Source organism: Alistipes sp. An31A (assembly GCF_002159425.1).
Classification (GTDB): Bacteria; Bacteroidota; Bacteroidia; order Bacteroidales; family Rikenellaceae; genus Alistipes; species Alistipes excrementigallinarum.
Genome location: NZ_NFIO01000002.1, coordinates 255,213 through 269,997, shown reverse-complemented (window position 1 = coordinate 269,997; position 14,785 = coordinate 255,213). Strand labels below are relative to the sequence as shown.

The following is a 14,785-nucleotide window of genomic DNA, read 5'->3' as shown; positions in this document are numbered from 1 at the left end:
AGAATGTAAAACCCCAAAGATAAGCAGTAATGAAACTTGCAAAACCCAAGTACATATTCGTGACCGGTGGTGTCGCCTCTTCGCTGGGCAAGGGCATCATCTCGGCCTCCATTGCGCGCCTGCTTCAGGCCCGCGGCTATTCGGTAACGATTCAGAAGCTCGACCCCTACATCAACGTCGACCCCGGAACGCTCAACCCCTACGAGCACGGCGAGTGCTACGTGACGGAGGACGGCGCCGAGACCGACCTCGACCTGGGCCACTACGAGCGCTTCACCAACCAGCCCACCTCGAAGGCCAACAACGTGACGACGGGCCGCATCTACAAGAGCGTCATCGAGAAGGAGCGCAAGGGCGAATACCTGGGCAAGACCGTGCAGGTGATTCCCCACATCACCGACGAAATCAAGCGTCGCATCCAGCTGCTCGGCCAGCAGAAGACCTACGACATCATCATCACCGAGATTGGCGGTACGGTGGGCGACATCGAGTCGCTGCCCTTCATCGAGTCGGTGCGCCAGCTGCGCTACACGCTCGGCTACCGCGACACGGCACTCGTACACCTGACGCTGATTCCCTACATGTCGGCTTCGGGCGAGCTGAAGACCAAGCCGACGCAGCACTCCGTCAAGGCGCTGCTCGAGAACGGACTCCAGCCCGACATCCTCGTGCTGCGTACGGAGCATCCCCTCTCGATGGCGCTGCGCCGCAAGGTGGCGCTCTTCTGCAACGTCGACGCCAACGCCGTCATGGAGTCCATCGACGTGCCGACCATCTACGAGGTGCCGCTCAAGATGCACGAGCAGCATCTGGACGAGGTGGTGCTCGAGAAGCTGAACCTGCCGGCCGACAGCGAGCCCGACATGACGGCCTGGAGCACCTTCGTCGAGAAAATCAAGCATCCGTCGCGCACCATCGACATCGCGCTGGTGGGCAAGTATACCGAGCTGCACGACGCCTACAAGTCCATCAGCGAGTCGTTCATCCACGCCGGTGCCAGCAACGACTGCCACGTGAAGCTCTCCTACGTCAACTCCGAGAAGCTCAACCGCGAGAACGTGGCCGAGAAGCTGGGCCGTATGGCCGGCATCCTCGTGGCTCCGGGCTTCGGCAACCGCGGTATCGAGGGCAAGATTGAGGCCGTGCGCTTCGCCCGCGAGAACGGCGTCCCCTTCCTGGGCATCTGCCTGGGCATGCAGTGCGCCGTCATCGAGTTCGCACGCAACGTGCTGGGCATCGCCGATGCCAACTCGAGCGAGATGGAGGCCACGCCCCATCCGGTCATCGACCTGATGGAGGAGCAGAAGGGCGTGACGGCCAAGGGCGGCACGATGCGTCTGGGCGCCTACCCCTGCGTGCTGAAGAAGGGTTCGAAGGTGGCCGAGGCCTACGGAAAGCTCCACATCTCGGAGCGCCACCGCCACCGCTACGAGTTCAACAACGACTATCTGGCGCAGTTCGAGGCCGCGGGCATGAAGGCCGTCGGCATCAACCCCGACACCAACCTGGTCGAGGTGGTCGAGATTCCGAACCATCCGTGGTTCGTCGGTACGCAGTACCATCCCGAATACAAGAGTACGGTGTTGAGCCCCTCGCCGCTCTTCGTGGCCTTCGTCAAGGCGGCGCTCGCCTTCGACGACTCGCGCAAGTAACGACGACTTTTGAGTAACGAGAGACAAACGTTTCGATGGATAAGAAATCACTTTTGGGAATTGCCGTCATTGCGGTCCTCTTTCTGGGATTCGCCTACTTCAGCGGCAAGGAGCAGGAACAATACAAGAAGGAACTGGCCGAATACGAGGCCTATCAGGATTCGCTGGCGGCCGTGACGCGCCCCGAGCAGGCGGCCGCAGCCGTAGCCGGTGAGGAGGGTGCCGCCTCGGCAGCCGACACCTTGTCGCTGCACGAGCGGCAAGTGGCCGGCCTGGGCGAGTACCTCGCGGCGGCACGCCAGGACGAGGAGCACTTCATCACGCTCGAGAACGACGTGATGACGGTGCGTTTCTCGACGCGCGGCGGCCAGATTGTCGATGTGACGCTCAAGGACTACACCCGCTATGCACCCCGCGGCGAGCGCAACGAGCTGGTCAAGCTCTTCGACCCCTCGACGGCCAACTTCGACCTGTCGTTCTACGTCCGCAACGGACTGAACAACGTGGCGGTCAACACGACCGACTACCTCTTCGAGGCCGACTCCGTCGTACGGACCGATGACGGCGCGCAGCTGCTCACGATGCGGCTGCCCGTGGCGGCGGACGCATGGCTGCAGTACGACTACCGCATCTACGACGTGCAGACGCCCGAGCGCGACTATCTGGTCGACTTCGACGTCCGGCTGGTCAACATGGCGCCGCAGATGGCCAACCAGACCTCCATCGGCATCACCTGGTCGAACTCCTCCTACCAGAACGAGAAGGGCTTCAAGAACGAGAACATGTATACGACCCTCTCGTACCGCTTCCCGGGCGAATCCTCCATCGAGGACCTGGGCATGAGCGAGAAGGATAAGAGCAAGAAGGTCTCGACGGCGGTCAACTGGGTGGCCTTCAAGCAGCAGTACTTCTCGTCGGTCTTCATCGCCCCCGAGAACCTGTCGTATGCCGACATGTCGTTTGACACGGCCGAGGAGGGCTCCGAGCTGCTCAAGGACTTCTCGCTGCAGACGGCCGTGCCCTATACGGCGCAGACCGAGGGGTATGACTTCGCCTTCTATTTCGGCCCCAACAAGTACGCCATTCTGAAGAAGGTGGCCGACGCCGAGGGTGAGTCGCTTCACATGGAGCGCCTCATTCCGCTGGGCTGGGGCATCTTCGGCTGGGTGAACCGCTGGTGCGTGATTCCGGTCTTCGACTTCCTGCGCAACTACATCCCCAACTTCGGCATCATCATCCTGATTCTGGCGGTGCTCATCAAGCTGGTCATCTCGCCGCTCACCTACAAGAGCTACGTCTCGACGGCCAAGATGCGCGTCATCAAGCCCGAGGTCGACGAACTGGCCAAGAAGTACCCCAAGAAGGAGGATGCCATGAAGCGCCAGCAGGCGACGATGGAGCTCTACCGCAAGGCGGGCATCAACCCCATGGGCGGCTGCATCCCGATGCTGATTCAGCTCCCGATTCTGGTCGCCATGTTCCGCTTCTTCCCGGCATCGATTGAGCTGCGCGGCGAGTCGTTCCTCTGGGCCGACGACCTCTCGTCGTACGACAGCATCCTCAACCTGCCCTTCTCGATTCCCTTCTACGGCGACCATATCAGCCTCTTTGCGCTGCTGATGGCCGTGTCGCTCTTCATCTTCTCCTACGTCAACTACCAGCAGACGGCTTCGTCACAGCCCCAGATGGCCGGCATGAAGTTCATGATGGTCTACCTGATGCCGGTGATGATGCTCCTCTGGTTCAACAGCTACGCGAGCGGTCTGTGCTTCTACTACCTGCTCTCCAACCTGATTACCATCGGCCAGACCTTCTTCATCCGCCGCATGATTGACGACGAGAAGATTCATGCCATCATGAAGGCCAACGCCGCCAAGCATACCAACGGCAAGAAGTCGCGCTTCCAGCAGCGCTACGAGGAGCTTCTGCGTCAGCAGGAGGCCCAGCAGCGCGCCAAGCGCAAGTAACGGATGCGGAGCCTGGTGTGCCGGGCTCCGACGGAGCAGAACGACCGGATGGGGAGGACTTCAGAGCGCCTTCCGCCCGGTCGTTCCGTTTTCGGCGCCTTTGTCCCGTCTTTGGCGCGGTCGTCCCGTCCTTCGATGAGGGCGAAAGCGCCGTGGCCGGATGCCCGACGTTGAGGAGGGCCCGTCCCGGCAAGGGGCGGCCCGATGTTGCGGGGCTCACCGTTGCAGAAAACTTGCAGTTGCGAGGTGCCCGTCGTTGCGGAATGTCTGCCGTTGCGGTCCCGGGGCCGTTCGGTGCGCAAACGCTGCGCCCGTCGGATTCAGAGGGCGGAAAGGCAACCTGCCCGGTCAACAACCACGAAACAAAACCATAACCATGAACATGAAAAGAGAGATACTCATTGTCGCCCTGCTGCTTTCGGGCGCGGTGGCGGCACAGCCCGTGGCGGAGCGCCCGCTTCCGCCTCAGCCGGAAGCTGTTGAGCCTGCCGTAGACCGTCCGCTTCCGCCTCAACCCGAGACGGGAAAGCCGGTTCCGCCTGCATCCGCTGCACCGCCCGCGCTTGCAGGTCAGCCCGTTCATCCCGTTCCGCCGGTTCCTCCCGTGCAGCCTCTGCCGCCCGTTGCACTTGTGCCGCCGGTTTCTCCGGTTCCTCCCGTTCCGCCCACGCAGCCTCTGCCGCCCGTTCCGCCTGTGCCGCGCGAGGGCGATTGCTACCGGCTCCGGAGGGTGATTCCGGTCGAGGGGCGGCAGGGCGTTGCCGCCGACTCGAACTACTACTACGTTTCGGGCAGCACGGCGCTCTACAAATACACGAAGCAGGGCGAACTGGTGGCCTCCAACGAGAAGCCCTTCGAGGGGCTGCCCCTCCCGGCCAACCACATCGGCGATATCGACGTCTGGCGGGGTGAAATCTACGCCGGCATCGAGACCTTCAACGACGGGGTGGGCGAGCACATCCAGATAGCGGTCTACGACGCCCGGACGCTTCGCTGGAAGCGCTCGATGGCCTGGGAACCCGCATCGGGTCAGGTCGAGGTGTGCGGCCTTGCCGTCGACCGCGACAGTGCCCGCGTCTGGATGGCCGACTGGGTCGACGGCCGCTACCTCTACGAGTACGACCTGCGGACGGGAGCCTATCTGCGCCGGGTGCATCTGCGTCCCGTGCCGCAGTGGCAGCAGGGCATCTTCATGCTCGGCGGGCAGATGCTCCTCTCGGCCGACGACGGTGATGCCGACCTGGACGAGGCAGACAACCTCTATGTGGCCGACCTGCGCGGCGCCGGAAGCTGCACGACGGTGCTTCCCTTCCGCGAGATGAACGACTTCCGCCGCGCGGGCGAAATCGAGGGGCTCACGGTCGACCCGGCGACGGGCGAGCTGGTGGTGCTCTCGAACCGCGGTTCGCGCATCGTGCTGGGGATGGTTCGCGGCTTCTATCCCGGCTACGACCGCGAGGTGCACGAGCTCTACATCTACGAGCGGGTGCGGTAGCTCCCGTATCGGCGGGCTCTGTTTGGGCTCCGCTCCTAACGACAGACGGCGACGTTACCCCGTAAAGGGGGACGTCGCCGTCTTGCGTTTCGATGCTGCGCACCCGATGCCTTTCGGGCCCGCCCGGTTGCCGTTATACTCCGTCCCGAAGCGCTTCGGGTCGGCCCGGCTGCCGTTACTCCTGCCCGAATCCGATGCTGACAAAGGTCAGTACCTCGGGCAGCGCCGTGCGCCAGTAGCGCCACGTGTGGCCGCCGTCGCGCATGCGGTATTCGAGCGGAATGTTGTGCAGGCGCATCTGCTCGTAGAAGCGGATGTTGCCTTGCCAGAGGAAGTCGTCGTCGCCGCAGTCGACCCGCCAGCGTACGGTGCGCAGCGCAGCAGCCTGCTCGTCGGTCATCTGCTGCAGGAAGCGCAGCGGACTGTTCTCGATGCGCGAACGTTCGTAGTCGTTCGGGTCGCCCGGAATCGGCCGCGGCTCCATCGCCGCGCTGAGCGGGCAGGCCGAGCTGAAGAGCTCGGGGTGGTGCTGGGCATAGGTCGCCGTGCCGCCTCCGCCCATCGACAGGCCGGCAATGGCGCGGCTCTGCTTCTCGCTCCGGATGCGGTAGCGGCGCTCGACGGCGGGCATCAGCTCCTCGAAGAAGAAGCGCTCGTAGGGCCAATCCGGAACGTTGTAGTAACCCATGTGGCGTCCCGTGTGGTTCTCGTCCTCGCCCGAGGCGTCGGGCATGACGACCACCATCTTCACAGAGCGTCCCTCGGCGATGGCTTCGTCAAGAATCTGCTGCATCTGTCCCTTGGTGGGTTCGCTCCATGCGGTGTGGGTGTCGCTCGCGCCGTGCAGCAGGTAGAGCACCGGATAGCGGCGCGTCGGGTCGGCGTCGAAGCCGTCGGGAAGGTAGATTGTGCAGCTCTTTTCGGCGCCGAGCAGCTCGCTGCGGAGCGTGAAGGTTTCAAGCCGGCTCTGGGCCGTCAGCGGTGCGGCGGAGAGCAGCATCGCCGCAAACATCAGCATTCGTCTCATTTCAGGTTGTTTATCGTTTGGTTCGTCGTGTCGGTTTTGCTGCCGGCGGAGTCCGATGCGCCGGTCGGAGCGAGCAGTTCGACCAGACGGTCGAGCTGCGGTATGCCGTATCCCACCTCGCAGTCGGGCGTCGCGGCCCGGCTGCCTGAGGCGTGGAGCGCGGCAATCAGCGTAGAGCGCTCCACGCGGTTGTACTGGAGCATCGCGGCGCAGAGCCCTGCAATGACGGGCGTCGAGAAGGAGGTTCCGCGGGGCGAGTCGCTGACGACCACGTCGGGCTTGATATACCCAGCTTCGGGCCATCCCGTGCTGCTGTACTCCCTGCGCGTTTGACCGTCCCAGTCGACGGCGCCGACCGTGACGGCCTCGCGCACGTCGCCCGGGAAGCCGATGTGGCGCCACGGCTTGTTGCCCTCGTTGCCGGCGCACTGGATGAAGAGCAGCTGGGGATGAGCGCGCAGAATGCTGTCGAGGAAGCGCGAAATCCGCGAACTGCGGCCGTCGAGCTGCCCGGGCGTGTAGCCGTCGAAGTCGTCGAAGGTGGTGTAGCTGATGGAGCAGGTGATGAGGTCCACCCCCTTGTCGAGCAGCCACTCGATACCCTGCATCATGCGCACCTCCTCGCTGCGCGGCTCCCGGTCGGGAAGGTCGATTTTCGCCAGACAGAACTCGCTCGCGGGGGCCAGCCCGAGCAGCGTGTCGCTCCCCATGCGGCCGCCGATGTTCATGCAGACCTGCCGGCCGTGCTCCATCGGGTCGCGAAAGAATCCGGTCGTGTCTCCGGTCGTGAAGTCGCGGTAGTCGATGATGCGGAGCCCTTGGGTGCGCGGGTCGCTGCGCAGCGACCCGAACCCGGCATCGAGCACGCCGATGCGGATGCCGCGGCCCTCCAGAGCGAGCGAATCGTAACGGGGACCCATCATTGCGCCGATTTCGCGCGAGTAGGTTCGTGTGTATTCCTTGGTCCAGCCCCCCAGCGCATCGTCGATGGCCTGCCGGATGTCGGCACAGCCATCCGCAAGCAGCAGTGCCGATGCTGCGGCAAATGCCGCAAAGCCCCGCCGCAGGAGCTTCGATTTGCTGTTGTCGGTCGTTCCGTTCATCGCATTCATGCCTTTCGGCGGTCGGGGCGTGGCCGCTGCTACTCGACGTAGAGCACCAGCCCCTTGAGGTACTCGCCTTCGGGGTGGTAGATGTTGATGGGGTGGTCGGCCGGCTGGGTCAGCTGGTGCAGAATCCGCACCTTGCGCCCCGCGATGGCCGCCGCCGAGAAGACCGTCGTGCGGAAGAGCTCCTTCGAGACGGCCTGCGAGCAGGAGAAGGTGAAGAGGATGCCGCCGCTCTTGATTTGCGACAGCGCCCGGGCGTTGAGCCGCTTGTAGCCCTGCATGGCGTTGCCCAGCACCTTGTGGTGCTTGGCGAAGGCGGGCGGGTCGAGTATTATCAGGTCGTAGCGGTCGCCGATGTCGCGCAGGTACTCCACGGCGTCGGCCGCCAGGGCCGTGTGTTTGGCCTCGGCCCCGAAGTTAAGCCGCACGTTCTCCTCGGCCAGCGCCACGGCGCGTTCCGACGAGTCGACCGACACCACCTCCTTCGCGCCGCCCGAGAGGGCGTAGACCGAGAAGCCGCCCGTGTAGCAGAAGGTGTTGAGCACGGTGCGGCCCGCGGCGTAGCGCTTCACCAGCTGGCGGTTTTCGCGCTGGTCGAGGAAGAAGCCCGTCTTCTGCCCATGCTCCCAGTTGACCAGGAATTTCTCGCCATGCTCGAGCACCACCTGCGTCTCGTGGTCGGAGCTGCCCCACAGGTAGCCGTCCACGGCGCCCAGACGGGCGTTGTAGGGGACCGTCTGCGAGCTCTTGTCGTAGATGGCCGTGAGCCGCGAGCCGTAGACCTCGCGCAGGGCGGCGGCCACGTCGAGCCGCGCACGGTACATCCCCACCGAGTGGCACTGGACGACGGCCGTCGTGCCGTAGATGTCCACCACGAGCCCCGGCAGCGAGTCTCCCTCGCCGTGCACCAGTCGGTAGCAGGTCGTGTCGGGGGCGTCGGTGAGCCCCAGTGTGCGGCGCACGTCGAGAGCCGAGGCGATGCGTCCGCGCCACCACGCGGCGTCAATCGCGCAGCGCTCGAACGAGAGCACGCGCACGGCGATGGAGCCGATTTGGTAGTGGCCCAGGGCGATGAATTCGCCGCTGTGGGTGTAGACTTCGACCAGGGCGCCTTCCGTAATCTCGGCTTCGTCTTCGGCCTTGATGTAGTCGATGGCGCCCGAGAAAATCCAGGGATGGTGGCGGAGGAGCGATTCCTCCTTGCCGCGGCGCAGGTATACTTGAGGTGTCATGCGGGGGTTATTTTTTGCGGATTTGGGGCGTTTGTTGCAGTTTGTCGTAGATTTCGGTGCAGACCCAGGCATCGGTTGCCGCGTAGAGCAGCTGCTTGTCGGTCAGCTGGGCGGCCTCCCAGTTGCTCAGCCGCTGCGCCTTCGAGACCCGTTTGCCCAGCACGATGGCCGAGAGTTTGCGGAGGCTCTTCTCCTCGATTCCCCAGTCGGGGGCGATGGCCTGCAGGTCGACAAAGCCGCCGTCGCGGAAGTGGCGCAGTTGGCGCAGCGAACGGAGGTCGCCCGCCACGTCGGCTCCCACCTTCTGCACCTTTGCGCTCCCCAGCAGGTGGAGCAGCGGGGCGGCGAGCGGAATCCGGTTGAGGCGGAAGAGGTAGCAGCGTTCGGGGGTGGAGAGCTGGAGCAGCGAGACGCGGAAGGTCACGCCCTGACGGAACGAGGGACGCGTTTCGGTGTCGAATCCGATGACGGGATGGGCCGCCAGATAGGCGCAGGCGTCGGAAATCTCCTCCTCCTGCTCGATGACGCGGATTTCGCCCGGGTATTCGATGGCGGGCAGCGCCGCCGTCTCTTCGTTGCCGATTTTGGGTTGAAATGTATTCGTGTTCTTCATCGAGTTGTAAATTCATACAAAGTTAGGGAAATAAATCGGAATATCGGCATTGGCGCCCCCAAAATCGGCATTGCCCTCCGTGCGGGCCCCGCTGCCGGCCTTGGCGCAGGGCGTCAATCTCTTTTCATTTCGGCCGTTAAATAGCGTAAAAAGGTTTATATCAATTTGTTCGTTGTTAAATACAATTAATTATTGCATATTTGTTATGCAAACAAAATCCAACCACCTAAAACTTTTTTGTATGAATAAAATTCGCTATCTTACAAGCGTATTTCTGCTTGCCATGTTGGCTGCATGTGTGCATGACCCGGGGCAAATCACGGAAGTACCTTCGGAGGTTTCTCCGATTACGATAGAAGAGGCTCGGGCGTATTTTGAGCGAAATGGGGCTATGGCTTTGACTCGCTCAGGGAGCGACAATCCGTTCCCGTTCATTCCGGGAACATCTGTCCCAGATTGGTCGGAAGCTGCCCCTTCGTCATCGGACCGGTTGTCGAGTGTGGATGTCCCTCTGCAGGCCGAATACTCATACCGAGTGTTTCGTAAAAACCGCGACGGAGAGTTCTATTCGGTTCCAGCCTCGGTCAAACTGATTGTCGTCCGCTCCGCAGTAACCGGTCGTGAAGCGTCCTATTTGCGGGTTTGTATTCCCGATGCGGAATATGCCGCAATATACGACGGTGATATCGGAGCGATGACGCTGAATTGCGAGGACCGCATCGATTACAGCGGTTTGGAGTATTACGCTACGCTGGACGGTCGTCCGGTTGCTGTGAGCCGTTACGATGCGGGTCGCTATACGGCCGGTGTTTTCCTCTATGACCGTAGCCTGACACTCTATGAACGGGCACGTCGCTAGGCCTCGTTATTCCACAACATGTGGATTGAACGGTCGGCTGCAGGCTTAACCCGGGGTGGCGATGAGTGGAATTACGGGGCACCGGGTTCCATATTCGTTGGGTCTGATGGCGGGCTTTATCGTTATGTGGATATCGATGGAGATGGAAAGAGTGATGCCATTACGATGGTTTGGGACTGGTCCGAACTCTTTGGCGGCGGCGGTGGAAGCAGCAGTGGTGGAGGAAGCTCCGGTGGAGGCGATTCCGGCGGAGGTGACGGTTCATCGGGCGGCAGTCCCGGTTCCGGTGCTGGTCCTGGCGTTCCGGGTATCGGCAATCCTGGAGGCCCTGGCGGTTCGGGTATCGGAGGAGGAACCGGAGGTTCCGACGGTGATGGCTCTGGCAATGAAGAGGGTGACGGTGATGGAGACAGCGAAGGCGACTCTTCGGATGAGGATGGAATCCGAACGATACTACCCATATCCACGCTTGACCCGATTCCGTGGGAGGATGAATTCTCCGATGATGATTTTCCCGAAGAGGATGGTGATGGCTCTTCCGATGTTCAGGAACGCGATTGCGAGGAGGTGTCTCCCGAGGCGGGGAACAACTCCGTGAAGACCAACCAGCTCTACGAGGATATGTCCGACGAGTCGCAGTTTTCGCAGTTCCAGGATAGTGTGAGCACCAAACCGGGAATTGAATTTGGTGTGACCGGTTATTGGAATGAGAATGGAGATGTGAGGTTGAAGGGTCCATATACGGATAACAACCCCGGGAGTGTTCAAGTAAGACCAAAGATGGGGTTCTCGAATCTTTCAGTGATACATAATCATCCGTCTGGAAGTGCATGCTCGGTAGGGGATGTGTATGCTTTGGCCTATCTTCATTCGCAAGATGAAAATTTCCGGTCCATCTATGTTTATACGACCGAGGGCTCAATTTATGTGATTTACATATATAATGAAGCTTTGGCGACCCAATTTGCAGATTTTATAAATTCTTCAGCAGGTAAGGGGCAATTTCGAGGTTTTTATAACTTGGGTTCGAATATTCTGTATCATGAATACGATTCACATACTTCGCATTTGTACGCGCTGGCGTATGCGTTGAAGGCCATGAACACCGGAATTGCTATTTTATCGAAAGGGAAGGAGGATTCGACCTTCCACCAGCATGAAGTGGAGGTGCAGAGAACCAATGAATTGTCGGGCATGCCGGAAGAACTTGGAATGATTAAATGTAAATAGAATTATGAAGAAGAGTATTTTATTTTTGTTGGCGGTATTGGTGTGCATGACTGCCATTGCGCGCCGACCGGGATATGCGGATTACAAGCCGCTGTCGGCCTTTGGTGGAGATACGGTCGCTTATTTGGATTACAACTGGGGGATTCAAGCTATGGGAACAAATAGCAACGCCCCATTGCAGCAGTTTTTTGACCGGTTCGAATTACCCATCCGGTCGGTGGATTTTACATGCGTCAATGGATATGTTCTGGCTTCTGTCCGGTTTTATATTATTCCGTATGATTCGGTTGCCAAATTGAAAGAAGAGCGGGCCGTATTGCTCAATAAGTGTTCGTTATTCAGTATGTATGTCTATCCTTGGGAGGTGGAAAACAGCGAGGATTTGCCTGACTATGAGACGATTCACCGGTCGATTCCCGAATTGAAAGAGAAGGGCACGGTACTTCTGCCGTGGAAAGAGGAGTACAAGGAGGTGATTGGTCGTTATCTGGTGCAAGATGTCCAGTTCAACTGGGATGAAAGTGATGAAAATTGAGGAATGAGATTCCCTGCTTCGGACGATTCCGGGCGGTGCCTCAGAGTGCCGCCCGTTTTTGTAACTCGGGGAATAATGCGTATCTTGTAGAGGAGTCGAATCTATGGAGCTATGAAACGGTGTGTTTTATTCTTTTTGGCGGTATTGGTGTGCATGACGGCCATTGCACGCAAGCCTGGTTATGCGGACTACAAGTCGCTGTCGGCCTTTAGTGGGGATACGGTTGCCTATCTGGACCATAACTGGGGTTATCAGACTATGGCGGTCAATTTTGACGAACCGTTGCAGGAGTTTTTTGACCGATTCGAATTGCCCATCCGGTCGGTGGAGTTTACGTGCGTCAATGGGTATGTTCTGGCTTCTGTCCGGTTTTATATTATCCCGTGTGATTTGGTAGCCAAAATGGAAAAAGAGCGGGCAGGCCTTCTCGATAAGTATTCGTTGTTCAGCATGTTTGTCTTTCCGTGGGAGGTGGAAAACCGCGAGGATTTGCCGGACTATGAGACGATTCATCGCTCGATTCCCGAATTGAAAGAGCGGGGCTCGGTGCTTCTGCCGTGGAAAGAGGAGTACAAGGAGGTGATTGGCCGTTATCTGGTGCAGAACGTCCAGTTCAATTGGGATGAGAGCTGGGAGAAGTAGCTTCCGATTCCGGACGATTCCGGGCGGTGCCTCAGGGTGCCGCCCGTTTTTGTGTTCTGGGAACCCGCTGCCGAAGGCATGGAATTACGGCTGCGCGAGGACGGTGTGGAGGCGTCCGTCGGCTTCGGTGCGGAGCACTCCCTGTGCCTGGAGGCGGCGCAGCAGTTCGATGACGGGGCCCTCGTCCACGAACAGTGCTCCAGGCAGTTCGCTGTGCAGCGCGTCGAGCAGCTCCTGCGGTGAGCAGGGCGAGGACGAGAGGAGCTCGAGCACCCTGCGCCGCAGCTCCCCGGTCGGAATGGTCCCCTCGGCAGCGGCAATCGGCAACCTCGTGGGTGAGGAGCCCGTCGGGCTGTCTGCTTCCGCTTCCGCTTCGTCTGCCTCAGAAGCCGTCTCCGGGGCCGCGCCGGTTGGGAACGAGCCGGCCGGTCGGGGGCCCTCGGGCGTGGTGCCGGTCGGACGGGGAGTGGTTGAGGCTTGACCCCCGGGCGTGGTGCCGGTCGGGGCGGCGTCGTGCGCTGACGGGTTTCCTGCCGGACTGTCGGCCGGAGCGTTCGGTTCGGTCGGGGCGGTCGATGCCTGCTGCCGCTTCGTCTCGCGCCGGCGGGCAAGGCAGATGTCGCAGATGCCGCAGGGTTGGGCGTCGTCGGCCCCGAAGTAGCGCTCGAGCACCACGCTGCGGCACTCCGTCTCGTTGGCCGCATAGGCGAGCATGTGGTCGAAGCGTTCGCGCATGAGCTCCTGGCGGTGCCTGTAGGTCTCGGGGGCGATGTAGAGGTCGGCGCGCGGCAGGCGCTCCTCCTCCATGTAGAGCATCGGGGAGCGGTTCGACGGGATGTAGCGGATGACGCGCAGCTGCCAGAGCGTCTTGAGCAGCTCCTTGACCCGCTCGACCTTATAGCCGCTCCACGTCGCCAGCTCGCACTCGTCGATGGGGCGGAACTCCGTGAAGACGCCGTTGTAGAGCCGCAGGATGGTGCGGATGAAGTGGTCCAAGTCGTCGCGGCGGATGCGCAGCCGGTAGAGGTCGTCGCGGCTGACGCAGAACATCAGCCGGGCGGGATTCTCCATGGCGTCCGTGAGGGTCAGATAGCCGTTCTGCTGCAGCAGCTTCAGTGCGCTCTGCACCGTGCCAACGTAGAGGTGCTCGCGCGTGCAGAAGTCGTGGATGTTGAAGAGGAACGAGGCGCCGGCCCCCTCGCCGATGCCGATTTGCAGGTAGGAGCAGACCTTGTCGTAAATCTCCTTGATGCGGTCGAGCGGCGGAAACTCCTGCTCGAAGCGGCGCACGACGCGGCTCTCGTCGTTGGGGGCGACGAGCAGCAGGGCATAGCTGCGGCGGCCGTCGCGTCCGGCGCGCCCCGCCTCCTGGTAGTAGCTCTCGAGCGAGTCGCAGAGCGAGTAGTGGCAGACGAAGCGCACGTCGGCCTTGTCGATGCCCATGCCGAAGGCGTTGGTGGCCACCATCACCCGCACGCGGCCCGTCATCCAATCCTCCTGGCGGAGCGTCCGCTCGGCGTGGCCCAGTCCGCCGTGGTAGGCGGCGGCCGTGATGCCCTCGTTGCGCAGCAGGTCGGCCAGCTGTTCGGTGCCCTCGCGCGTGCGGACGTAGACGATGCCGCAGCCTTCGACCCCCCGCAGCAGCCGGAGCAGCTGCCCGTTCTTGTCCTCGGTGCGGCGGACGCTGTAGGAGAGGTTGGGACGTGCGAAGCTGCTGCGCAGGATGTGGGGCTCGGCGAAGTCGAGGTGGCGCATGATGTCCTCGGCCACGAGCGGCGTGGCCGAGGCGGTGAGCGCCAGCACCGGCACGCCGGGAAGCTGGCGGCGCAGCTCGGCGATGCGCAGGTAGGAGGGGCGGAAGTCGTAGCCCCACTGCGAGATGCAGTGGGCCTCGTCGACGGCCAGCAGCGTGACCTTCATCCGCTCGACGCGCAGCCGGAAGGCGTCGGTCGAGAGCCGCTCGGGGGCGACGTAGAGGAACTTCACGTCGCCGTAGGCGCAGTTGTCCAGCGCAATGTCGATTTGGCGGGGCGAGAGGCCCGAGTGGACCGCCACGGCCGGAATGTGCAGCGCGCGCAGCCGGTCGACCTGGTCCTTCATCAGGGCGATGAGGGGGGTGACGACGATGCAGAGCCCCTGGCGGGCCATCGTCGGGACCTGGTAGGTGAGCGACTTGCCGCCGCCGGTGGGCATCAGCGCGAGCGTATCGCGCCCCTCCAGCACCGAGCGGATAATCTGCTCCTGTACGGGCCGGAAGGCGTCGTAGCCCCAGTATTGCTTCAGGACGGCATGAATGTCGCGAACTTCCATATGTTGCAAAATTAGTGAATCCGCCGCGCAAAAGCAAGCCCCGGACCCCGTCAGGCGGGTTGGTGACGGGACGAGGGGCGGTCGGCTTCTGCCGTTTTGTCGTCGGAATTAGGC

12 protein-coding genes are annotated in these 14,785 nt (G+C 61.6%); 7 read left to right on the top strand and 5 right to left on the bottom strand.

Going from position 1 to position 14,785, the window contains the following annotated elements:
* The first annotated feature begins 29 nt into the window (after positions 1-29).
* The 3 genes from B5F90_RS03070 (at position 30) to B5F90_RS03060 (ending at position 5,114) form a co-directional block, all read left to right on the top strand.
* Positions 30-1,652, top strand: a complete 1,623-nt coding sequence (locus B5F90_RS03070) for a CTP synthase (protein ID WP_087361054.1) — start codon at positions 30-32, stop codon at positions 1,650-1,652.
* Positions 1,653-1,687: 35 nt separating this feature from the next.
* Entirely contained in the window at positions 1,688-3,619 is a 1,932-nt protein-coding gene (gene yidC / locus B5F90_RS03065) for a membrane protein insertase YidC (RefSeq protein ID WP_087361052.1), read from the top strand.
* 730 nt (positions 3,620-4,349) lie between these two features.
* On the top strand, positions 4,350-5,114 hold the full coding sequence (locus B5F90_RS03060; RefSeq protein WP_239307730.1) for a hypothetical protein: 765 nt from the start codon (positions 4,350-4,352) through the stop codon (positions 5,112-5,114).
* Positions 5,115-5,289: 175 nt separating this feature from the next.
* Here the strand turns inward: B5F90_RS03060 and B5F90_RS03055 are convergent, their stop codons facing one another.
* From B5F90_RS03055 to B5F90_RS03040, 4 genes are read right to left on the bottom strand one after another with little or no spacing between them, the layout of a single operon-like run.
* On the bottom strand, positions 5,290-6,141 hold the full coding sequence (locus B5F90_RS03055; protein WP_087361050.1) for an alpha/beta hydrolase family protein: 852 nt from the start codon (positions 6,139-6,141) through the stop codon (positions 5,290-5,292).
* The gene (locus B5F90_RS03050) at positions 6,138-7,244 is read right to left on the bottom strand and encodes a S8 family serine peptidase (RefSeq protein ID WP_162607741.1); all 1,107 of its coding nucleotides are present in this window, start codon (positions 7,242-7,244) and stop codon (positions 6,138-6,140) included. Before B5F90_RS03050 ends, B5F90_RS03055 begins: the two co-directional genes overlap by 4 nt.
* A gap of 38 nt (positions 7,245-7,282) precedes the next feature.
* On the bottom strand, positions 7,283-8,482 hold the full coding sequence (locus B5F90_RS03045; protein WP_087361046.1) for a class I SAM-dependent rRNA methyltransferase: 1,200 nt from the start codon (positions 8,480-8,482) through the stop codon (positions 7,283-7,285).
* Between the two features lie 7 nt (positions 8,483-8,489).
* A complete protein-coding gene (locus tag B5F90_RS03040; protein ID WP_087361044.1) occupies positions 8,490-9,095 on the bottom strand; it encodes a 3'-5' exonuclease in 606 nt (201 codons plus the stop codon).
* Between the two features lie 241 nt (positions 9,096-9,336).
* On the opposite strand from B5F90_RS03040, the gene B5F90_RS03035 reads away from it, so the two are divergent.
* From B5F90_RS03035 to B5F90_RS03020, 4 genes are all read left to right on the top strand, one after another.
* Positions 9,337-9,954 carry a hypothetical protein gene (locus tag B5F90_RS03035; protein WP_087361042.1) on the top strand — a complete coding sequence of 206 codons (618 nt, stop codon included), beginning with the start codon at positions 9,337-9,339 and terminating at the stop codon, positions 9,952-9,954.
* Positions 9,955-9,972: 18 nt separating this feature from the next.
* A complete protein-coding gene (locus B5F90_RS10785) occupies positions 9,973-11,184 on the top strand; it encodes a hypothetical protein (protein WP_143256091.1) in 1,212 nt (403 codons plus the stop codon).
* A 4-nt stretch (positions 11,185-11,188) separates the two neighbouring features.
* Complete coding sequence (locus tag B5F90_RS03025; protein WP_087361038.1) at positions 11,189-11,719, top strand: hypothetical protein; 531 nt, start codon at positions 11,189-11,191, stop codon at positions 11,717-11,719.
* A 111-nt stretch (positions 11,720-11,830) separates the two neighbouring features.
* The gene (locus B5F90_RS03020; RefSeq protein ID WP_143256090.1) at positions 11,831-12,361 is read left to right on the top strand and encodes a hypothetical protein; all 531 of its coding nucleotides are present in this window, start codon (positions 11,831-11,833) and stop codon (positions 12,359-12,361) included.
* A gap of 84 nt (positions 12,362-12,445) precedes the next feature.
* On the opposite strand, the gene B5F90_RS03015 is transcribed toward B5F90_RS03020, so the two are convergent.
* The gene (locus B5F90_RS03015; protein WP_234025665.1) at positions 12,446-14,671 is read right to left on the bottom strand and encodes an ATP-dependent DNA helicase RecQ; all 2,226 of its coding nucleotides are present in this window, start codon (positions 14,669-14,671) and stop codon (positions 12,446-12,448) included.
* Between the last annotated feature and the right edge of the window lie 114 nt (positions 14,672-14,785).